A 20,820-nucleotide genomic window follows, 5' to 3' on the forward strand; every position below is an offset into this window, starting at 1 on the left:
TTATAAAATAGTGCACTGGATTAATTTAATCGATTTTAGAAGCCAAAAGTAAATATACAAATAAACAGTTACACTTACTTTATTTAATAATAGTAGTCATTTCATATGAGTCTTAATATTTTTCATTGATAAAATAAAAATCTATTGAATATATTATAAGAACAACAGAACAATCATTGTTTAAAATATTTTATAAGTTCTTTAATAAAAAAAGCTGCCTAATTTAGACAGCTTTTCTATCGATGATTACTTCAACCTTAAGCGCTTGCTTCTTTTGCTTTAGACATTGTAAGTGCCAGATCTTCGATCATATCTTCCTGACCACCAACTGTGCCACGACGTCCAAGCTCAAGTAAAATTTCACGAGCTGAAACACCATATTTTGCTTCAGCACGCTTAGCAAACAACAGGAATGATGAATATACACCTGCATAACCCAATGTTGCTGCATCACGGTCTGCACGAATTGGCTGATGCATCATCGGAATCACTAGTTCTTCCGCAACATCTTGAACTTTAAACAAATCTACGCCTGTTTCCATGCCCATACGATTAGCAACAGCAACAAAAAGTTCAAGTGGAGTATTACCCGCACCTGCACCAAGACCTGCAGATGCCAGGTCAACACGAATTGCACCAGCATCAACAGCAGCAACTGTATTTGCAACCCCCATACCTAAGTTATGGTGACCATGGAAACCCAGTTCAATTTCAGCCGGTAAATTTGCACGCAAAATACCCACACGGTCAGTTACATCTTGCGGAAGCATATAACCCGCCGAGTCGGTTACATAAATACAGTTTGCACCGTATGACACCATTTTATTTGCTTCTTCGAGTAATTTTTCAGGAGAAGCCATGTGTGCCATCATCAGGAAGCCTACAGTATCCATGCCGAGTTTACGAGCAGCAGTAATATGCTGTTCAGAAACATCCGCTTCTGTAGAATGAGTTGCAACACGAATGGTTGAAACACCTACATCATGTGCCATTTTCAAGTGGTCAACTGTACCAATACCAGGAAGTAAAAGTGCAGATACTTTTGCTTGTTTCAGATTTGGAATAACAGCTTTTAGATATTCTTCATCAGTTGCAGCGGCAAAACCATAGTTAACAGAGTTCCCACCAAGTCCATCACCATGAGTGACTTCAATCAAAGGTACACCTGCTTCATCGAGTGCAGTTGAAATTGCAACCATTTGCTCGATAGACGTTTGATGGCGCATTGGGTGCATACCATCACGTAAAGTCATATCGTGAATAATAACCTTAGACATGCTGGATACTCCTTAAGCTTCTGCTGTTGCTAAAACGCGTTCTGCGAACATTTCTGCAGTACGTGCAGCTGCTGCAGTCATAATGTCGAGATTACCTGCATATTTAGGCAAATAATCCCCTAAGCCTTCAACTTCCAAGAAGATAGATACACGATTACCATCAAAAACAGGACCATTTACAAGTTTGTAACCAGGTACATATTTTTGAACTTGTTCAATCATGGCATGTACAGATTCTGTGATCTTCGCCTGATCTGGCTCACCTTCCACCAAACAATGCACCGTGTCGCGCATCATGAGAGGTGGTTCAGCAGGATTGATAATGATGATCGCTTTACCTTGTTTCGCACCACCTACTTTTTCAATTGCGCCAGCTGTTGTACGAGTAAATTCATCAATATTCTTACGCGTACCAGGACCTACAGATTTTGTAGATACCGTTGCAATAATTTCACCATAATTGACAGGTTGAACACGTGAAATCGCAGCAACCATAGGAATCGTTGCCTGACCACCACATGTCACCATATTTACGTTTGGCAGTTCACCTTGCTCCAATAATGCTTCCAGGTTAACCGGTGGTACACAAAATGGACCAACTGCTGCAGGTGTCAAGTCAATCATCTGTACGCCAAGCTCATTCAACTTACGGCTATTTTCAGCATGTACATAAGCTGAAGTTGCATCAAATGCAATTTTGATATCATCTTCTAAAACATGAGGAACCAAACCATCAACGCCTTCGCTAGTGGTCTTAAGGCCCATTTTTGCAGCACGAGCCAAACCTTCTGAAGTCGGGTCAATCCCAACCATCCATACAGGTTCTAACACTTCACTGCGTTGTAATTTATATAGCAAATCTGTACCGATATTACCCGGACCAATCAATGCACATTTAATCTTTTTCATTAAAGTACTCTCTTTAAAATTCCGTTTTTATTCAGCAGCAAAAGCAGCGACAACCGATCCAAAGCCTTCAATCTCGACTGTGAATTCATCACCCGCATTCGCAACCACCATTGGACCTAATGCACCAGTTAAAATAATGTCTCCTGCCAAAAGAGGACGACCACGGCGCACCATTTCATCGGCTAGCCAAACCGCTGCATTGAGCGGATTTGAAAGACAAGCTTTACCTACACCTTGTGACACCACTTGACCTGCACGGGTCATGGTCATTTTGCAATTTACAAGATCAAGATTTTCAAGTTTTACTGGACGCGAACCGAGTACATAAGCGGCTGAAGATGCATTATCAGCAACGGTATCAACTATAGTGATTTTCCAGTTTTCAATACGGCTATCGACCACTTCTACTGCAGGAAGCGCATAGTCTGTCGCACTGATAATATCTGCATAAGTATGCTTTTCTTTAGTAAGATCCTGCTTGATAACTAAAGCAATCTCGGCTTCAACTTTTGGCTGAATTAAAAGACCTGCAGGAATGGCTTCACCATCACCATAAGCCATATCTGCATATAGCATTCCAAAGTCTGGTTGATCGACACCCAGCTGTGTCTGAACAGCTTTTGAGGTTAAGCCAATCTTGCGACCAACCAAACGGCGTCCTTCATTTAGCGCGCGCTTTGTATTTTCTTCTTGAACGGTATAAGCGGTATCTACGTCAGCACCCTCTCCACCAAGTTGTGGACGAATTGGTGCTATCGCAGTTTTTGATAATTCAGCATCACGCAGCGCTTTGGCTACTGATTCAATAACAGCAGAATTCGACATCAATGTTTCCTTAAACTGCAGAATAATGGACTTAACTCATCTCAAGCGATGGCGTTGTGATTGAGTGAAGTATGAAGAAAATACGATCAGATCAATCCTTACAGCACGTGTGCTGCATCTGACCATCTATAGAAAACTTGTATATAAATGAGCACATTTAGAATCGATAAATTGTTATTTTTATGCCAATACTTATTTTATTTTTTACAATAGTTAGAACCTATAAATCTTTACTTACAATTCACAACACAGAAACAAATCTTTAAAATCAATAAGAAAGATGAGTAAAAAACTCAGATTTCAAAAAACTACATTTAGCTTATTATTTTATCTACGACTAAAAGCTAATAATTCACCATTTCCAAAAATGAAAAATCACCTGACTTCTCATTCAAACAGGTGATTTAGCTTACAACTTTAAAACAGTTAATTGGCGAAAATAGCCTGACTTTTTTTAAGGCTTTCCCGTTGTTTTATTATCTTAACATATCGATCAATCGCTGGGTGGCTTTGTAACTCACCCATTTTCAATTGCCAGAGGAGCATTGAACCGAGAAAAACATCTGCCGCGGTAAACTGCTGACCGCAGAGATATGGTTCTGCCTGTTCCAAACCTTGAATTAGGGCAGCATATGTATCATCAAAATTGCCATAACCAACAAACATTTTTTGTTCATCACTTACATGTACCTTTAAAAACTTATTGGTATTTGCGGCATCCAAAGAACCAGCAGCAAAAAATAACCAGCGAAAATATAAACCTCGTTTCGGATCATCAAGTGCAGGAGCAAGCCCACGATCTAGAAATTTATCTGCCAAATAGGCGCAAATTGCAGCCATTTCAAAGATAACAACATCACCATCAACCAATGTTGGCACTTTACCAAATGGATTCATCTTCAAATAGCTTTCTGATTTCATTTCAGTATTAAATGCGACTTCAATTTTTTCATATTCAACATCTAATTCCGTAAATAACCATTCAACAACAACACCACGAGATTGAGTATTGGTATATAACTTTAAGCCCATCTTGAAATCCTCTGTTTTTGTTCTGATTTCAAGATAAATCAAGCTTGTGTCAGTTTTTGTCAGGAGTGATTGGCTTTTTTTTGTATTTCCTGTTGCCACCATTGCTGAAAAAGATGTCTTTTAAATTGAGGATATCTTTCTTCAAATAAAGTAATTTTTTGAATACGATCCAGACGGAAGTTTCTAAAATCTTCCCTTAACTCACACCATGCAGCGAGCAAAATTTTGTCATTAAAATAGCCTAGCGCAAATGGCCACAATCTACGAACGGAAAGTTTCCCTCTTTCATCTAAGTACTGAATTTCAATCTTTACTTCATGGCGTATGGATAATCTAACTTGCTCAACCGTTTTTTCATCAGTTGCGATCCATTGATGGATTGAATGTAAAGTTGTCGCATCTAAAAGCTCTTGTTTACTTTTAGGTATTACAGCATTCAGCTTTGCTAAAACGGAATGTGCTGCTTGTTTCAGCTCCGTATCAGGAATACGTTTCAACCAGTTCAATGCAAGAAATACCGCCTCAACTTCTGTATCATTCAAACTGATTGGTGGTAATAAAAAGTCTTCTTTGAGTACAAAGCCAAGTCCAGCTGAACCTTCGATATTTACGCCTTGTGCTCTTAAACACTCGATATCCCGATAGATACTGCGAACACTGATATTTAAATGTTCTGCCAGTTTTTGTGCAGTTGCTGGATGATGATATTCACGTAAAAGCTGTAATAAGTTTAAAAGGCGAATCGATCGGCTCATGACCAAGCCTCTGATTATGTTAGGGACAATATCGGCTATACTTTCCCATATTTTACCGGATTAAGCGACATCCGAAGCCTGCACTTGATGATTTAAAAACTGGTGCAAATCACCTACATCATGGGCAATAGTCAAAGGTTGATATTTATTAAGAACATCAACACTATGTACTCCATAACTGACTCCGACTCTTGGCATGGTAATATTTCGCGCCATTTCCAGGTCATAAGATGTATCACCCACCATAATTGCATTCTCGGCTTTAATCCCTGTGTATTGCAAAATCTCGGCTAGCATCAATGGATCTGGTTTAGAACGTGTTTCACTAGCAGCACGTGTTACATCAAACAATTCAACACTACCTGTCTGATTGAGTACACGATCTAATCCACGACGGCTTTTACCTGTCGCAACCGCTAATTTTATATTCTGGTTTTTTAAATCTGCTAAAAGTTCGGAAACCCCATCAAACCACACATCTGTTTTAGAATTGGCAACATAATGATCTCCATAGCTTTTCAATATCTCTGTATGCAAATCAGGCACTTTTGGAAACAATATTTTTGCAACTTCTGGTAGCCCTAAACCAATAATACTTTTCGCAGCATCATTGCTTAATGGCTGATCAAATTCTTTTGCAGCGAACATCAAACTATCGACGATTTGACCTACAGAATCAAAAAGTGTTCCATCCCAGTCAAAGATAATCAGTTCTACAGGTTTAGTCATAAGAGATTTTCAGCTTAGTTTGGAAGGTAATGAGGTTAAATTAAACTTGATGAAAGGGAAATCTAGCACAAAAATGTGACAGATTGCATATTTTAGATTAGGTCAAAAGCCAATCTCGTCTCCCCCTTTCTTAAAAAGAGGGAACACTACAAACTTAATGATGATTAATTTCAAAACACTTCTCTCTAATTCAAATAGGTGAGAAATACTGCTATGCAAAGAAGAGTTTATAAAATGCTTTAAATATCCAGATTAAAATACATTCACAAGCATTCTATTCCAGCTATTTTGAAAGTGCCCTTAACTGCGCAACCAAACCCTGCATATCCTCAGGTAAAGGTGCTTCAATTACTGGATAACCTGGAATCTCCAAACGCATCGCATGTAAACATAAACGACGTGCTTCAGGTCCCTTATATTCCGTTTGATGACCATATTTATCATCCCCTACCAAAGGATGACCAATACTTAATCCGTGAACACGAATCTGATGGGTACGGCCAGAAAGAGGAGAAGCATGTACCAATGTCGCATGACGATAACGCTCAACGACCAACCATTTTGTCTTGGACTCTTTACCTTCTTTTGACACACGCACACGACGTTCGCCATTTGCAAGTTCATAACGTAATAATGGCTGATCGATCAGTTGTGAATCCAGACTCACCTGCCCTTTTACAATCGCTGCATAGGTTTTCTGGATTTTATGTTCACGCAATAAATCTTGTAATAGTTTCAATGTACTACGTTTTTTACTAATCATCACTAAACCAGAAGTATCTCGGTCAATTCGATGGATTAATTCCAGGTATTTCTTACCAGTAGCTGCTCGAAGTGCCTCGATCAAGCCATATGCCACACCACTGCCACCATGAACAGCAATACCCGAAGGTTTATTTACAACGATTAAACCCTCATCTTCATATACCACACGACTAAGCAGACTTTGTGCAACTTTATCTGAAACAGGTACAGCGGTTTCATCTTTGGTCTCAAAACGAATAGGCGCAACACGAACCTGATCACCTATCGCAAGTTTGGTTTCAGCTTTAATGCGCTTTTTGTTTACCCGGACTTGCCCTTCTCGAATAAGACGATAAATCCGGCTTTTAGGTACTCCCTTTAAGCGGCTAAATAGAAAATTATCAATTCGCTGACCAGCTTGATGCTCATCCACCTCGAACCAAGTTACACTTTGCCATTCTTGTGTAGAATTCATACAGATAAAAAGATCCTAAAAAATACTAAATTCGATTAAAAACTGATCACTTAGACTATGCTTTTCACAATAAACATAAGCTTGACCCATAGGCAGATGATGTAAGGTTTGCTATAGTCAGCGCACGGATACCATCAAAATCGAGCAAATCATTTCGCCAGTTCAAAATTATTTGAAACTTCTCGCTAATTTTTTTGCAAAATCACACGAGATTGAAAAGGTCCCAAAAGAATTACGCCGACACCGAAGGCTTTATTATATCGGTAAAAAGACAAACTGTTGCGTTTAATTGTGCTTTGCACATAAATCAGTTTGTTTAAACAAATATGTCGCCAACCCAAATGTTGGTTTTTAAACGTAAACTGATACACATCAGACTTATCGCGACCAAGGGTATTTCAGGACGAAGTGTTTGAGGCATTGGAACTGCACGATTTGTAAAGATACGACGATAATTCCGTATCAAGACACTCAATCAATATAGATGAGTGATCTTCGAGCAACATGCAGTGAAAGTTATCATCCAATGCACCGCTTTACGTTTCAGTGAAAAGACCTAGGTACTTTGATCGTTTAAAGATTAAAGCAATATTGGCAGCATCAGTACGGATATCAGCCCCGTGACGTGACACATTGACGGGTATAGAAACTCAAAATCCAAATATTTATCTGGATTTTGCAGATTGATTGAGCTTATTCGATGTTCGCTACCCAGTTTTGCGATCTGTTGGTGTGGATCACTATTAGGTGTTACACCCATGAAACGTATGTTGATTAATGCAACGCATGCTGAAGAAGTTCGCGTTGCACTTATCACTGGACATCGTCTTTACGACTTTGACTTAGAAAACCGCACTCGCGAACAAAAAAAAGCAAACATCTATAAGGGTCATGTGACTCGCGTAGAGCCTTCATTAGAAGCTGTATTTGTAGAATATGGTGCACAGCGTCAAGGTTTCTTGTCGATGCGTGAAATTGCCAATTCTTATTACCAAGCAGATCCTCGTCAAACTTCAAATATTCGTGAATTGATCACCGAAGGTACCGAACTTTTAGTTCAAGTTGAAAAAGAAGAACGCGGTAATAAAGGCGCTGCCCTTTCTACTTTCATTTCTCTTGCTGGCCGTTATTTAGTTTTAATGCCAAACAATCCGAAAGGTGGTGGTATTAGCCGTCAAATTTCTGGTTCAGTCCGTGAAGAACTTAAAGAAATGCTGGCATCACTCAATGTCCCTCGTGGTATGAGTGTAATTGTACGTACAGCAGGCATTGGTCGTAGTCAGGAAGAATTGCAACTTGACTTACAACATTTATTAGACCTTTGGACGCAAATCCAAAGCACAGCGAACTCTGGCCCATCTCCAATGCTTGTGCATCAGGAAGCTGGTGTAGTAACACGTGCTATCCGTGACTACCTACGTGACGATGTTGCTGAAATTCTGATTGATAATGAACAGGCCTATAACGAAGCTTATAACTTTGTTAAAGCGGTTATGCCACGTCAGATCGACAAATTAAAAACCTATACTATTAATGAGCCTTTATTTGCTCACTTCGGTATTGAAAGTCAAATTCAGACTGCCTATGAACGTGAGGTTAAACTTCCTTCTGGTGGTTCTATTGTTATTGATCAGACAGAAGCCTTAGTATCTATTGATATTAACTCTGCAAAATCAACTCGTGGTCATGATGTAGAAGAAACTGCTCTCAGCACAAACCTTGAAGCAGCAGAAGAAATTGCTCGCCAGTTACGTTTACGTGATATCGGCGGTTTAGTGGTTATCGATTTTATTGACATGACCAAAGATCGTAACCAACGTATGGTTGAAGCAAAGCTCCGTGAAGCCACTCAAAGTGACCGTGCCCGTATCCAGTTTGGTCAGTTGTCTCGCTTCGGCTTGATGGAAATGAGCCGTCAACGCCTTCGCCCATCACTTGAAGAAGCAACAGGTTATGTTTGCCCTCGCTGTCATGGTACAGGTATGGTACGTGACCTTCGATCCCTTTCACTCTCAATCATGCGTAAGGTTGAAGAGATCGCCCTTCGTGAACGTCATGGTGAAGTTCAGGTTGAAGTTCCTGTTGAAATCGCAGCATTCCTATTGAATGAAAAGCGTCACAGCCTTGTTTATCTTGAACAAACCTCAAATGTACGTGTAACTGTATTACCGCACCCGCATTTAGAAACACCACACTACGAAATTTCTTATAATCCTGAAGGCTTTGGCCCAACAAGTTATGAACGTACAGAAGCAACTCGTTCTAGCGAAAAAGAATTAGGCTATGAATCTTCAGAATGGCATTTAGAAGAAGAGCAGCATACTCATCAAGCTGCTGCAATAACTCAAAATGACAGAAATGGTCATAAGAAAAAACCATTTAATCAGGCACAGCAAGTTCAATCTTCTGCACCACAGCAAGCTCAAGCAGTTAAATCTGCAAGTCCATGCGCATGGTTAGAAAATTTATTTGTTCAAAAACAGGCACACACTGTCGATCAGTCCCGTACAGCCAACAATGCTGCAGCCGCGATTGAACAAATGGTTAACGGTGGCGCTATTAGTCGTGGGCAATTCGGTCAAGTAACAACTGCTCCTGTAGCAAGTGATACATACACGGCTGATACAAATGCTTATTTGAGCCAGACTCCTGCGAAGCAAGAGCGTGATTACAATGAAAAACACGCTGAAAAAGAAGAGCGTAATCCACGTAATAACAACAAGCAAAAGCGAAACAACAATAACAAGCAAAAAGAACAACGTGAACAGTCACAGGATCAGTCAAATCAAGTGATTGAAGAAGTTGTTCAGATGACGCGTCAGGAGCAACGTCAAGAACAGCGTGAGCAAAAACGTCAGCAAAAACAACGTCAGCAACAAGAGCAACACACCGACGTACAAGCTGAACAATCTGTTCCGCGTCGTGATCGTAACAACAATCAACGTCCGCAACGACCAAACCGTCAACGTGACCAAAATGTTCTAAATGAACAAAACAGTCCTACAACTGCTCCTGTAGTCGTTGATCAGGCACAGGTAAAAGTTGATGTTATTGATGCTCCTCGCCACGAAGTGATGACTACAGCATTAGTCATAAATGTTGATCAAGCACAAAGTGAGATTGTTGCACTTAACACTCAACAACCAGCTCAAGCAGAAACAACTGCTGCGACTGTTGATGCTCCAGTAGTAAATACTGAAACACAACTCGAGAAAGCCCAAGTTGCTGAACAACAAACACCTGTTGTTGAAAATGGCAATACTGCACCACAGCAACCTGCGAAACGTGCTAGCAATGATCCTCGTCAACGTCGTCGTGAACAACGTCAGGCTCAAAAAGCTAAAATCGAAACACCAAAATTGAGTCCATCTCAAATTCCGACTCTCGGAGCTTATACTATTGGCAGCCTGATCCGCCATGTATATGGTGAAGATTGCTCTGTACTAATTGAACAATTCGGGCTCATCCCAACGTTCAACCGTGCGTTGCAAAAATTCACTGAGGAATACTCAGCAAGTGTAAGTGTAGAAACACCTGAAACAGCTGTGGAGAAAAAACCTGTTACTCGTGATGTTGAGGTGAAAAAGGCAGAACCAGAAGCAGAACCTGTTCCTGAATTGCCACTTACCCCACCGAAACCAGTTTCGGAAAATCGGGTAGCTAATGACCCACGTGAGCGCCGCCGTTTGGCAAAACTTGCTGCTGAACAAGCTTTAGAGCAAGCAAAACAGTCACATGTTGAAGCTGAGCAAAAAGCAACAGAAGTAGAAGCTGTTACTACTGAACTAGAAGCTGAAAAAACAGTATCATCAGAAACAGCAGTAGACGTTGCAAAAGATGCTACTCCTTCGGAAACAGAACAAGTAGAAGTACCTACGGAAACTGCTCCAGAGGGAGACACGCAAGCTCAGGAAACTGCTCCAGAAGAATCAGACAAGCAAGTTGTAGTGGCTCAAGAAGCCGAGCCTCAGCAAGCACTTGAGCTGGAAGCTGAAACAGTTACGCCTAAAGCAACTAAAAAAGCTGAGTCAACAAAAGCCAAAGCAGAAAGTGACAAACCTGTTCGCCCGCGTCGTCCGCGTGGACGTCCACCTAAAAAGGCGACTCCTGCTGCTGAATGATTTGCACAAAATCACTTAATTTAATGAAACCTAGCCATTTCGGTGGCTAGGTTTTTTTTGCTACTTTATGTCAGATTAGGTTGATTGCACTAGATCATTACCATTAAAAGGACAAGTGTATATTTCGCTGCAACTTTTAAATGCGAAGAAAGACCGTATTGGATTACGAAAAATAAATAGGATTCTCATGAAACAATCAACACAGACCGATCTTATTAGTATCAGAGATGTCGCAGCTCGTTTGCCTAAATTCATTAATAAAGTCCCCAATATTATTTCAGGACTTAAACAAGCATATATCCGCACTCCCAATACACCAGCTGGGTTAGGGCTTGCATTTGAAAGAGCTGTAAAACGCAACCCATATGGTGACGCACTACTGTTTGAAGATCAAAGATATAGCTATCAGGAACTAAATGAATGGGCAAACCAGATTGCACATTACTATTTATCTAAAGGTATTAAAAAAAGCGATGTCATCGCTGTTATCATCGAAAATCGTTCGGAACTCATTGCAACTGTCATTGCCTTGGCCAAAATGGGGGTTACCTCAGCACTTGTCAACACAGCTCAAACAGGTAAAGTTTTAACACACAGTATTAATCTGGTTAAACCCATTGCTGTTATTGTTGGAGAAGAATGCCGCCAGGCAGTTGATGATGTACGCCAGGACTTAAATGTTAAAGCAGATCACTTCTACTGGTTTGCGGATCAAGCTACACGTGAAAACACAGGTATTGCTCCTGCAAATTACGTAAACCTTGCTGAAATCATCACTCCTTTTCCGACATTTAACGTTGCTACCACTCATAGTGTAAAAGGTAAAGATGGTTTATTTTACATATATACCTCAGGTACAACAGGTTTACCTAAAGCAGTCATTTTCACAAACAGCCGCTGGACGCTTGCATATGGGACATATGGGCATATTCTGAACTTGCATGAAGATGATGTCATGTATGTTACTCTCCCGCTCTATCATGCAACTGGAATGGTCGTATGCTGGTGTGGAGTAATCGCAGGAAGCGCTGCTCTGGCCATTCGTCGTAAATACTCAACTACGGCATTCTGGAACGATGTACGTAAATATAAAGCTTCTGCCATAGGTTATGTTGGCGAATTATGCCGTTATCTTATGGATGCTCCCCCATCCGCAAATGATCGGGCTCATCGTGTTACTAAAATGATTGGTAATGGCATGCGACCAAATATCTGGAGCAAATTTAAAGATCGTTTCGGTATTGAAGAAGTACTTGAGCTATACGCATCTAGCGAAGGCAATGTCGGATTCAGCAACATCTTCAACTTTGACAATACTGTAGGATTCTCCCCTACTCCCTATGCCATTATCCAGTTTGATAAAGAAAAAAATGCAGCCGTACACGATGCAAAAGGACGCTGTATTAAAGTAAATAAAGGTGAAGTCGGCTTATTGATCGGTAAAATTACCAACCGCTCTCCTTTTGATGGCTATACGGATGAAAAGAACAATCAATCTGTCATCATGAAAGATGTCTTTAAAAAAGGAGACTCTTACTTTATTACTGGTGATCTGGTTCGTGATATCGGATTTAGACATGCACAGTTTGTAGATCGTTTAGGCGATACTTTTCGCTGGAAAGGTGAAAATGTATCAACGACAGAAGTAGAAAATATCTGTAGTGAGTACCCTAAAATATCTGAAGCTGTTGTATATGGTGTAGAGATTCCAAATACGAATGGTCGTGCAGGTATGGCAGCGATCACATTACATGAAGGCGCTGAACTTACTGATGAAGACCTGTCAGAAATGGTTACATTATTTCAAAAAGACCTGCCAGCCTATGCCGTTCCTGTATTTCTAAGAGTTCAAGAGGTTGTTGAAACCACAGGTACTTTTAAATATCAAAAGAATAAGCTAAAAGAACAATCCTATGATCCAGGTAAAACATCTGATCGTTTACTTGTCCTGCTTCCTGGTCATTCAGCATATTGTGATATTTCACCTGAAATTTTCTCTAATATTGAAGCTTATAAATACCGTTTCTAACTCTATTTTGTTTGTTTTTTGATTAGAAAAACAAAATTTGCGTTATTTCTAATCAAACGTAAGTAAATTTTTCAATTTTTACTTGCGCTCGTTTCAGATGTTGCTACAATACGCAACATCAAAACGAGATGGGTCGTTAGCTCAGTTGGTAGAGCAGTGGACTTTTAATCCATTGGTCCCGCGTTCGAGTCGCGGACGACCCACCAATCTTTAGTTTTGAACCTTTATGGGTCGTTAGCTCAGTTGGTAGAGCAGTGGACTTTTAATCCATTGGTCCCGCGTTCGAGTCGCGGACGACCCACCAAGATTCTTAAAAAAGCCTGTCGTTTTGACAGGCTTTTTTTATTTTCAAGATCGTACTACACTACTTCCAGTGTCCTACCCTTTTGTCGTTTTGATTAGCACATAAAGTTTTGCTTTTGTCTATATTAAAGCAGCACTTTATTTATATTCAGGGTTGTTAGCTCAGTTGGTAGAGCAGTGGACTCTTAATCCATTGGTCGAGGGTTCGAACCCCTCACGACCCACCAGATTATTATTCTTTATTCCCAATTTTATTGGGTAAAATAAAAGCTATCGAAACAGATAATTAGTGGTCATCATATTTTTCAAATTTATATGCTTTACTTGGTGCAGGATTACCTGCTTCAAAATAAGCAATATTCTCTTCTTTGCCGTGTAAAATTTTCTCAAGCTTCATTTGAATTGTATTCTCATCAATCACATCATAATAAAAATCAACATTATAAGCCCTATGAATAATAATTTCATTATTCGCGGGATCATACTCCCAAGTGTCCTGATGATTTACAGAGTCATTTACAATCGGGCTTTCCGACCCTGAAATCTCATTACTGACCCGACCAAAATACACAAAAGTCCGATAAGCAGTACCATCTGGCAATAAATTGATAATAAATTCGGCACTACCAGAGTCACATTTAGGAAAGGGGTCTTTACAGCTAATCTGGACATGATAACGCCCAGCCAACTGCAATTCCTTTTTACTCATTTGCTTGATATCTGGAATAGCTACATTTGAAGTCTGAATCGTTGCCTGCCCTGCCACATCCCTTAACTTCATCCCTTGTACATGATCATTATTTTCAGAGACATCATTCTCTGCTTCTTGATGAGAAGTAGAATCCTGTTGCGGTGTTGAGCCGTTGCACGCACTGAGGGTAATCCCCATACATATAGCAAAACTCATTATTCGAAAAGTTGGAAAGCGAATCAAAGCTAGAACATAACCTCAAAACAGAAACTTAACTTGAAAAACACTTAAACACGACATAAAACATAAATCCTTTTATATTGGCTTATAGTATTGTTTTTTAAGATACTAGAGAATATTTAACTGCTGATTTTTACAAAATGTATAATAAAGCTACATGATAGGATAATTTTATTGAAAAGGCATATTTTATATAACTTTCGATATTACATATTTTTAACAATTTACTTTAAAAATAAGCTTTAAAAAAACGATTCCAGCATCATTTATTTAAATATAAGGATTAAATTTTGTCCTGTAGTTTTTATTTTTTGGGTTTTATTAAGGAGACCTCAATGGCCAAATCTGGTTTATATCGTTCTAGCCGACAAAATATGATCGCCGGTGTGATGGGCGGTATTGCTGAACGTTTTGGTTGGAATGCTAATTTACTTCGAATAATCTTTGTTCTAGTTTCATGTATGAGTGCAGCTTTCCCTGGCATACTGGTTTATTTGGTGCTTTGGTTACTTATACCGAAAGAAGAGTTACAGCTTGATGCCCCAACAGGATATCAACACCCTGTACGTACAGTAAACGAAGACCAGTATAGACACTAACTCAATCTATTTTTTATTTAAAACTACGAGCAGATTTGAACCTCCCTCGTAGTTTTTTATTTTATTCAAACTTTCTGGGTTACTTGATTAAGCTGATGCTGTAATGCTGCAATCATATCTGCCCTGCTGATAATCCCAACCAGCTTTTGTGACTCAATCACAGGAATATAATTAAAGGACTTCTCCACAAAATAAGGAACTAAATCTTGAATAGGCTGATCAGGCTGTACAGTCACTACTTTTAGATTCATGATTTGCATCACCATATGCTGCCATTGAATACTCGCGGCCTCTGCCCTTTTAAACCATTCAACCACATCATATAAAGCTAATGTACCCACCAATTTCTTATCATCATTGACCACAGGTAAACTCATTAAATTCACTTGTCTAAATTTATCTAAAGCTTGATGAATATCATCCTGTTCATTTAAAGAAATTACATCTTTAGTCATAATATCTTGGCACAGATAAGAGTTGGCAGAACGTTGGTTTGCTTTCTCTTGTGCTTCTAAAATAATTTTCTGCAAATCATATTCGCTAATATCTAAAAGCTCAGTCTGTTTATTTAATACTTCTTGGATATCGCTCGGCTGAATGGTAACTTTTTGGGTGGGTGTCGGATCTGTTGAACGCATATTAATCTGTGCGACTTGTGGATATTGTTTACCCAGTAACCAATTAAAGAAAATTGCAACCACCAAGAGCAAAACCGAATTTAATAGTACAGGATAAAATATAAAATAATACCCTAGCTGATGTACTGCATCTCCCCCCAATACCGCTGTCAGAGCAACCGCACCACTTGGCGGGTGAAGCGAATCTGTTGTCATCATCAAAAAAATGGACAATCCAACCGCCAAACTAAAGGCTTCGGTTAGATTGGGAATGTATAAGGCGCATGTCACACCGATCGCACCGGCAATGATGTTGCCCACAATCATGTTCCACGGTTGTGCTAAAGGGCTAGCAGGAACTGCAAATAATAATACCGAAGATGCTCCCATAGGAGCGATATACCATGCATTCATCCCACCCAACACATGCCAACTGATGAGTGAAGACATTGCCAGTCCAAACAACGCTCCCAAACCACACAGTAAACGTTCTTTTAATGGTAAAACTTTAAAGTTTGGCTTTAGAGTATTTAACCATTGCAATTGTGTATGAAACACGGCTTTCCTTAGCGAAAAACAGAAAATTATGCGAATTATACGCCGATGATTTTATAAGATGTATTAATTATATATCTTTTATTTATGAGTTTTTTGTTAAGTTTAATTATCTCAATTTGCATATTCATTGAGTTGATCTACACGGTTCTTATACTCCTGCATCGGACAAAAAGAATACATTGGAGATCCAATATAATTGCCTGCATTATTGCATTCTTGATCGATATAAGCTTTCCATAGCCGCTGGGATTTCATAATTGCTTCATAGCGCTCAGGTTGTTTATATTGCTGACTTTGTTTTCGAATTTTATCGAGAAGTTTAACAATTTGTTTTTCATACACTGATTTCGCCTGATTGCTACATGCATCCACAACCATGTTATTAATGCCAGCCAGATTCATTTCTTGAATGGTTTGGTTTACACATCGATCATAGATATCAGGTGTTTCTGCATAAAGATTTGTTGCAATCAATGCACTAGAAATCAATATACTTTTCAAGTATGGTTTATTCATTATCTATTCAAATTATAAAATAATATGACACTGCAATACAGCAAAAAACAGATCTTCAAAGCATTGCTTTTCGCCCCCCTACCTCTGTTATTTTTCATGGCTCTTTTTTTCATTATCGCCAATCATCAGTTTAGCCTTTATCAAATATCTGTTGCCTTAGTAGGACATGCAATAGTTTATCTAGCTTATTGTATTTTGACTATTCCATTCTCCTTTACGATTTCATTTTTTCTTTCTTATTTGCAAGCACTAAATTTACTCACCATTTGTATTTTTTCACTCTTCTTCGCAAACTTTTTCTTTTTAATTATGGGCTGGGTACACACTGGAATTATTCCCCACCAATGGTGGAAATCCTACTTAAATCCATTATCAATTTTTATGTCATTATTTCCTGGAATTTGTTATTGGTTGTTTTTGATAGGAGCAACAGATAAAGAACGTAAATAAAATTCAATCATCAAATTTCAATAAAAATAAAGCATACTTTATGTACTTAATATATGCTTTTAATCAATAACTTGCTTAATAAACCATCCTTTAAATAAGTACATAACATGAATTACAAACTCATCACCTATCTAAAAACCAACCTCGATGTTTCGAGAGAAGATATCACCGACAGTTTAATGATGGCTCCTATCTATACTGCAAGTATTGCATATCCGTTAGTATGCCTCAGCATTATTATTGGTGAAAATTTTACAGTTGAATCATTTGAATCAATTATCACGGCTCCAATATTTTTTATTATTGTTCTTTTAATCTATTTTGTCTTTGTCTATGTATTTGCATATATATCTCAAACTTTTTTATTGAGGAAAAAACGCCTCAATTTCTTTACAATCATGGCAAGTGCCTTTCTTATTATTATTTTGTATTCAAGCATATTATCCTGGAATGTATCAGCTTCAGGCGCAGTGATCATGCTTTTTAGTATTTTTGCAATTCCTATCGTGATCACTTACTGGGTTTTACTTTTCAAAGTACATCGAAAAAACTCAAAATAAGCCAAGTACAATTTTATTGACTAACCTTTGCCACTTCCCCCCAAAATCCTTATACTTAGAGCCAATTTTTTCTAATATTTATAGTGGATGCTACATGAGTCGCGCCATATCGCATATTGATACATTCCAAGGCTTAATTCTTGCCTTACAAAACTACTGGGCTGAACAGGGTTGTGTCGTGTTACAACCTTACGATATGGAGATGGGTGCAGGGACATTCCACACTGCAACATTCTTACGTGCACTCGGGCCAGAAACCTGGAACGCGGCTTATGTCCAACCTTCTCGTCGCCCTAAAGATGGTCGCTACGGTGAAAATCCAAACCGTCTACAGCACTATTACCAATTTCAGGTGGTATTGAAACCAAACCCTGACAACATCCAGCAGTTATATTTAGACTCTTTAAAAGCCATTGGTATCGACCCTTTGGTACACGATATTCGCTTTGTCGAAGATAACTGGGAATCTCCAACACTTGGTGCATGGGGCTTAGGTTGGGAAGTCTGGTTAAACGGCATGGAAGTGACTCAGTTTACTTACTTCCAGCAAGTCGGCGGTGTTGAGTGCTACCCTGTAACTGGTGAGATCACTTACGGCCTAGAACGTTTGGCGATGTACCTGCAAGGTGTAGATTCAGTCTACGATCTTGTCTGGACTAAAGGTCAGTTTGGTACAGTGACGTATGGTGACGTATTCCATCAAAATGAAGTTGAACAATCAACATATAACTTTGAATATGCAAACGTTGAAAAAATGTTTGAACTGTTTGACTTCTATGAAGTTGAAGCAAACCGTTTGATGGAAGCAAAACTTCCGCTTCCTGCCTATGAGCAAGTAATCAAAGCATCTCATGCTTTTAACTTACTTGATGCACGTGGTGCGATTTCAGTCACTGAGCGCCAACGCTATATTTTACGTGTTCGTACTTTGGCTCGTGCCATTGCGCAAAGTTATGTTCAAGCTCGTGCCGAACTTGGCTTCCCTATGGCTGAACCACATTTACGTGATGAAGTATTAGCACAGTTAAAAGCTCAAGTTGAAGCCGAAGCTGCAAAAAACACAAAAGAGGAGAATAAATAATGTCTAAACATACAGTTTTATTCGAACTCGGTTGTGAAGAATTGCCCCCAAAAAGCCTTAAAACTTTACGCGATGCTTTAAAAGCAGAAACAGTAAAAGGTTTAAATGATGCAGGTTTAACATTTGATAGCGTTGAAGCCTATGCAGCACCACGTCGTTTGGCTTTAAAAATCGTCAATGTCGATGGTGCACAAGCAGATACCCAAAAACGTTTTGACGGCCCTGCTGTTCAAGCAGCTTATGATAGCGACGGTAAACCAACCAAAGCACTTGAAGGTTTCATGCGTGGTCAGGGCATTACTGCTGACCAAGTATCAACTTTCCAGGCAGGTAAAGTTGAAAAAGTTTGCTACTTAAAAGATGTCAAAGGTCAAAGCCTTGATGTTTTACTTCCACAAATTTTGCAACATGCTTTAGATCATTTACCGATTGCGAAACGTATGCGTTCTGCTGCAAGTCGTACTGAATTTGTCCGTCCAGTAAAATGGGTCGTATTGCTCAAAGATGATCAAATCATCGAAGCAACGATTCAGGATCATAAAGCAGGCAATGTAACCTATGGTCATCGTTTCCATGCACCAGAAGCAATTATTTTAAATACAGCAAATGACTATCTGGATGCTTTACGCAAAGCCTATGTCGTTGCAGATTTTGAAGAGCGTCAAGCCATCATTGATACACAAGTTAAAGCTTTATCTGATGAGGTCAATGCAATCGCGATTGTACCAAGTGATCTGCGTGATGAAGTGACCGCACTTGTAGAATGGCCTGTTGCACTTCGTGCCAGCTTTGAAGAGCGTTTCCTTGCTGTTCCTCAAGAAGCTTTGATCACAACCATGCAGGACAACCAGAAGTATTTCTGTTTGGTTGATAGCAACAATAAACTTCAACCTTATTTTATTACCGTTTCAAATATTGAGTCTAAAGATCCAGCTCAAATCATTGAAGGTAATGAAAAAGTGGTTCGCCCACGTTTGTCTGATGCCGAGTTTTTCTTTTTACAAGATCAAAAACAACCACTTGCATCACGTAAGGAAAAACTGGCAAATATGGTGTTCCAGGCTCAACTGGGTACACTTTGGGACAAATCGACCCGTATCGCCAAACTTGCTGTAGCGCTTTCACCTATTACAGGTGCAAATGCTGCCGATGCTGAAAAAGCCGCTCTTCTTGCAAAATGTGACTTAACTTCTGAACTTGTAGGCGAGTTCCCCGAGCTTCAAGGGATTGCAGGTACATACTATGCACGTATCGAAGGCGAAAATGATGAAGTAAGCGACGCTTTAGGTGAGCAATATTTACCAAAATTTGCAGGTGACGTTTTACCTAAAACCAAGACAGGTACTACGATTGCCCTCGCTGACCGTTTAGATACATTAGTCGGTATTTTCGGTATTGGTCAAGCACCTACAGGTTCTAAAGACCCGTTTGCACTGCGTCGTTCTGCGATTGGTATCTTACGTCTTGTGACTGAAAATAACCTTGATGTTTCAATCGAAGAATTGGTTAATCTTGCACTGAATGCTTATGGCGATGTCATCAAAGATCATGACAAGACTTGTACTGATGCTGTAGCCTTCCTTGAAGGTCGTTATCGTGCTAAATACGAAGATCAAGGCGTTGCAGTTGATGTGATTCAAGCTGTTCAAGCACTTTCTCCAAAATCACCACTTGATTTCGATAAACGTGTCAACGCTGTAAATCATTTCCGCAACCTACCTGAAGCAGGTGCCTTGGCTGCTGCAAATAAACGTGTTGCCAATATTCTGGCAAAAGAAGCTGCACCTACTGGCGAAGTCGTTGAAGCGAATCTGGTTGAAGACACGGAAAAAGCACTTTATGCTCAGATCCAAGCTATTAAGCCTGTGATCGAGCCGCTTTTAGCTACCAAGGACTACACTGCTGCGTTATCTCAACTTGCTGCACTACGTGCACCAATTGATGCATTCTTTGATAATGTCATGGTGATGGCAGATGATGCTGAGTTAAAGGCAAACCGTTTACGTTTGTTGGCACAGATTCGTGAGTTATTTACCAGCATTGCGGATATTTCGGTGTTACAGCACTAAGAAATCTAAATTTCCAAAAAACCCGCTTATTGCGGGTTTTTTTATAATTTCTTCTGCTAATACATATCAATAAAAAGAAAAATCATTTGAATAGAATTAGATCTAAAAATGAAGTTTGTGTAATATTTTTGTTATAAAATTGATTCGCAATAAAAGTATCACAAGCAACTGTATAACTTAAACAAGTAAACAGTAAATTGTTTAGGTTTATTTCGAAATGAATAAAATTCTCCTCTTATT

18 protein-coding genes and 3 tRNA genes are annotated in these 20,820 nt (G+C 39.3%); 10 read left to right on the forward strand and 11 right to left on the reverse strand.

Annotation, left to right across the window (positions count from 1 at the left end; translation table 11 throughout):
* Positions 1 to 257: 257 nt before the first annotated feature.
* From dmpG to KPC_RS20330, 8 genes are all read right to left on the reverse strand, one after another.
* The gene (dmpG, locus tag KPC_RS07315) at positions 258 to 1,277 is read right to left on the reverse strand and encodes a 4-hydroxy-2-oxovalerate aldolase (protein WP_121973749.1); all 1,020 of its coding nucleotides are present in this window, start codon (positions 1,275 to 1,277) and stop codon (positions 258 to 260) included.
* A gap of 12 nt (positions 1,278 to 1,289) precedes the next feature.
* Entirely contained in the window at positions 1,290 to 2,186 is an 897-nt protein-coding gene (locus KPC_RS07320; protein WP_121973750.1) for an acetaldehyde dehydrogenase (acetylating), read from the reverse strand.
* Between the two features lie 27 nt (positions 2,187 to 2,213).
* Positions 2,214 to 3,011, reverse strand: a complete 798-nt coding sequence (locus KPC_RS07325) for a 2-keto-4-pentenoate hydratase (protein ID WP_121973751.1) — start codon at positions 3,009 to 3,011, stop codon at positions 2,214 to 2,216.
* Positions 3,012 to 3,437: 426 nt separating this feature from the next.
* On the reverse strand, positions 3,438 to 4,043 hold the full coding sequence (locus KPC_RS07330; RefSeq protein WP_121973764.1) for a glutathione S-transferase family protein: 606 nt from the start codon (positions 4,041 to 4,043) through the stop codon (positions 3,438 to 3,440).
* A gap of 59 nt (positions 4,044 to 4,102) precedes the next feature.
* On the reverse strand, positions 4,103 to 4,798 hold the full coding sequence (locus KPC_RS07335) for a helix-turn-helix transcriptional regulator (RefSeq protein ID WP_121973752.1): 696 nt from the start codon (positions 4,796 to 4,798) through the stop codon (positions 4,103 to 4,105).
* A gap of 60 nt (positions 4,799 to 4,858) precedes the next feature.
* Positions 4,859 to 5,527: an HAD-IA family hydrolase gene (locus tag KPC_RS07340; RefSeq protein WP_121973753.1), complete on the reverse strand. Its 669-nt coding sequence runs from the start codon at positions 5,525 to 5,527 to the stop codon at positions 4,859 to 4,861.
* Between the two features lie 283 nt (positions 5,528 to 5,810).
* Positions 5,811 to 6,746 (reverse strand): RluA family pseudouridine synthase, encoded by a 936-nt coding sequence (locus tag KPC_RS07345; RefSeq protein WP_121973754.1) that lies wholly within the window; start codon positions 6,744 to 6,746, stop codon positions 5,811 to 5,813.
* Between the two features lie 316 nt (positions 6,747 to 7,062).
* Positions 7,063 to 7,212 carry a hypothetical protein gene (locus tag KPC_RS20330; protein ID WP_171334438.1) on the reverse strand — a complete coding sequence of 50 codons (150 nt, stop codon included), beginning with the start codon at positions 7,210 to 7,212 and terminating at the stop codon, positions 7,063 to 7,065.
* 292 nt (positions 7,213 to 7,504) lie between these two features.
* Between KPC_RS20330 and KPC_RS07350 the strand changes: the two genes are divergently transcribed.
* The 5 genes from KPC_RS07350 to KPC_RS07370 all read left to right on the forward strand — a co-directional run bounded on the left by KPC_RS07350 (position 7,505) and on the right by KPC_RS07370 (position 13,426).
* Positions 7,505 to 10,867, forward strand: a complete 3,363-nt coding sequence (locus KPC_RS07350) for an Rne/Rng family ribonuclease (RefSeq protein ID WP_121973755.1) — start codon at positions 7,505 to 7,507, stop codon at positions 10,865 to 10,867.
* A gap of 187 nt (positions 10,868 to 11,054) precedes the next feature.
* Entirely contained in the window at positions 11,055 to 12,896 is a 1,842-nt protein-coding gene (locus KPC_RS07355) for a long-chain-acyl-CoA synthetase (protein WP_121973756.1), read from the forward strand.
* A gap of 130 nt (positions 12,897 to 13,026) precedes the next feature.
* Positions 13,027 to 13,102, forward strand: a tRNA-Lys gene (locus KPC_RS07360).
* A 22-nt stretch (positions 13,103 to 13,124) separates the two neighbouring features.
* Positions 13,125 to 13,200: transfer RNA gene (locus KPC_RS07365), tRNA-Lys, on the forward strand.
* A 150-nt stretch (positions 13,201 to 13,350) separates the two neighbouring features.
* Positions 13,351 to 13,426: transfer RNA gene (locus tag KPC_RS07370), tRNA-Lys, on the forward strand.
* Between the two features lie 59 nt (positions 13,427 to 13,485).
* Here the strand turns inward: KPC_RS07370 and KPC_RS07375 are convergent.
* Positions 13,486 to 14,106 (reverse strand): hypothetical protein, encoded by a 621-nt coding sequence (locus tag KPC_RS07375; RefSeq protein ID WP_146196631.1) that lies wholly within the window; start codon positions 14,104 to 14,106, stop codon positions 13,486 to 13,488.
* A 359-nt stretch (positions 14,107 to 14,465) separates the two neighbouring features.
* Between KPC_RS07375 and KPC_RS07380 the strand changes: the two genes are divergently transcribed.
* Positions 14,466 to 14,729 (forward strand): PspC domain-containing protein, encoded by a 264-nt coding sequence (locus KPC_RS07380; RefSeq protein ID WP_121973758.1) that lies wholly within the window; start codon positions 14,466 to 14,468, stop codon positions 14,727 to 14,729.
* A gap of 65 nt (positions 14,730 to 14,794) precedes the next feature.
* Here the strand turns inward: KPC_RS07380 and KPC_RS07385 are convergent, their stop codons facing one another.
* Positions 14,795 to 15,904: an HPP family protein gene (locus tag KPC_RS07385; protein ID WP_121973759.1), complete on the reverse strand. Its 1,110-nt coding sequence runs from the start codon at positions 15,902 to 15,904 to the stop codon at positions 14,795 to 14,797.
* A 111-nt stretch (positions 15,905 to 16,015) separates the two neighbouring features.
* The gene (locus KPC_RS07390) at positions 16,016 to 16,420 is read right to left on the reverse strand and encodes a lysozyme inhibitor LprI family protein (RefSeq protein WP_121973760.1); all 405 of its coding nucleotides are present in this window, start codon (positions 16,418 to 16,420) and stop codon (positions 16,016 to 16,018) included.
* Positions 16,421 to 16,450: 30 nt separating this feature from the next.
* Between KPC_RS07390 and KPC_RS07395 the strand changes: the two genes are divergently transcribed.
* The 4 genes from KPC_RS07395 to glyS all read left to right on the forward strand — a co-directional run bounded on the left by KPC_RS07395 (position 16,451) and on the right by glyS (position 20,580).
* Positions 16,451 to 16,870 (forward strand): hypothetical protein, encoded by a 420-nt coding sequence (locus KPC_RS07395; RefSeq protein WP_121973765.1) that lies wholly within the window; start codon positions 16,451 to 16,453, stop codon positions 16,868 to 16,870.
* Positions 16,871 to 16,977: 107 nt separating this feature from the next.
* Complete coding sequence (locus KPC_RS07400; protein WP_121973761.1) at positions 16,978 to 17,430, forward strand: hypothetical protein; 453 nt, start codon at positions 16,978 to 16,980, stop codon at positions 17,428 to 17,430.
* A 94-nt stretch (positions 17,431 to 17,524) separates the two neighbouring features.
* On the forward strand, positions 17,525 to 18,511 hold the full coding sequence (glyQ, locus tag KPC_RS07405) for a glycine--tRNA ligase subunit alpha (RefSeq protein ID WP_121973762.1): 987 nt from the start codon (positions 17,525 to 17,527) through the stop codon (positions 18,509 to 18,511).
* Positions 18,511 to 20,580, forward strand: a complete 2,070-nt coding sequence (gene glyS / locus KPC_RS07410; RefSeq protein WP_121973763.1) for a glycine--tRNA ligase subunit beta — start codon at positions 18,511 to 18,513, stop codon at positions 20,578 to 20,580. Before glyQ ends, glyS begins: the two co-directional genes overlap by 1 nt.
* The last annotated feature ends 240 nt before the right edge of the window (positions 20,581 to 20,820 follow it).

This window comes from Acinetobacter stercoris, from assembly GCF_900323515.1.
In the GTDB taxonomy this organism is placed as follows: domain Bacteria; phylum Pseudomonadota; class Gammaproteobacteria; order Pseudomonadales; family Moraxellaceae; genus Acinetobacter; species Acinetobacter stercoris.

Bases quoted from the DNA above. Each gene is read 5' to 3' on its own strand.
- KPC_RS07325 (WP_121973751.1), bottom strand. From the start codon at position 3,011: ATGTCGAATTCTGCTGTTATTGAATCAGTAGCCAAAGCGCTGCGTGAT.
- KPC_RS07400 (WP_121973761.1), top strand. From the start codon at position 16,978: ATGAATTACAAACTCATCACCTATCTAAAAACCAACCTCGATGTTTCG.
- KPC_RS07330 (WP_121973764.1), bottom strand. From the start codon at position 4,043: ATGGGCTTAAAGTTATATACCAATACTCAATCTCGTGGTGTTGTTGTT.
- KPC_RS07375 (WP_146196631.1), bottom strand. From the start codon at position 14,106: ATGAGTTTTGCTATATGTATGGGGATTACCCTCAGTGCGTGCAACGGC.
- glyQ (WP_121973762.1), top strand. From the start codon at position 17,525: ATGAGTCGCGCCATATCGCATATTGATACATTCCAAGGCTTAATTCTT.
- KPC_RS07390 (WP_121973760.1), bottom strand. From the start codon at position 16,420: ATGAATAAACCATACTTGAAAAGTATATTGATTTCTAGTGCATTGATT.
- dmpG (WP_121973749.1), bottom strand. From the start codon at position 1,277: ATGTCTAAGGTTATTATTCACGATATGACTTTACGTGATGGTATGCAC.
- glyS (WP_121973763.1), top strand. From the start codon at position 18,511: ATGTCTAAACATACAGTTTTATTCGAACTCGGTTGTGAAGAATTGCCC.
- KPC_RS07345 (WP_121973754.1), bottom strand. From the start codon at position 6,746: ATGAATTCTACACAAGAATGGCAAAGTGTAACTTGGTTCGAGGTGGAT.
- KPC_RS07355 (WP_121973756.1), top strand. From the start codon at position 11,055: ATGAAACAATCAACACAGACCGATCTTATTAGTATCAGAGATGTCGCA.
- KPC_RS07340 (WP_121973753.1), bottom strand. From the start codon at position 5,527: ATGACTAAACCTGTAGAACTGATTATCTTTGACTGGGATGGAACACTT.
- KPC_RS07380 (WP_121973758.1), top strand. From the start codon at position 14,466: ATGGCCAAATCTGGTTTATATCGTTCTAGCCGACAAAATATGATCGCC.
- KPC_RS07335 (WP_121973752.1), bottom strand. From the start codon at position 4,798: ATGAGCCGATCGATTCGCCTTTTAAACTTATTACAGCTTTTACGTGAA.
- KPC_RS07320 (WP_121973750.1), bottom strand. From the start codon at position 2,186: ATGAAAAAGATTAAATGTGCATTGATTGGTCCGGGTAATATCGGTACA.
- KPC_RS07350 (WP_121973755.1), top strand. From the start codon at position 7,505: ATGAAACGTATGTTGATTAATGCAACGCATGCTGAAGAAGTTCGCGTT.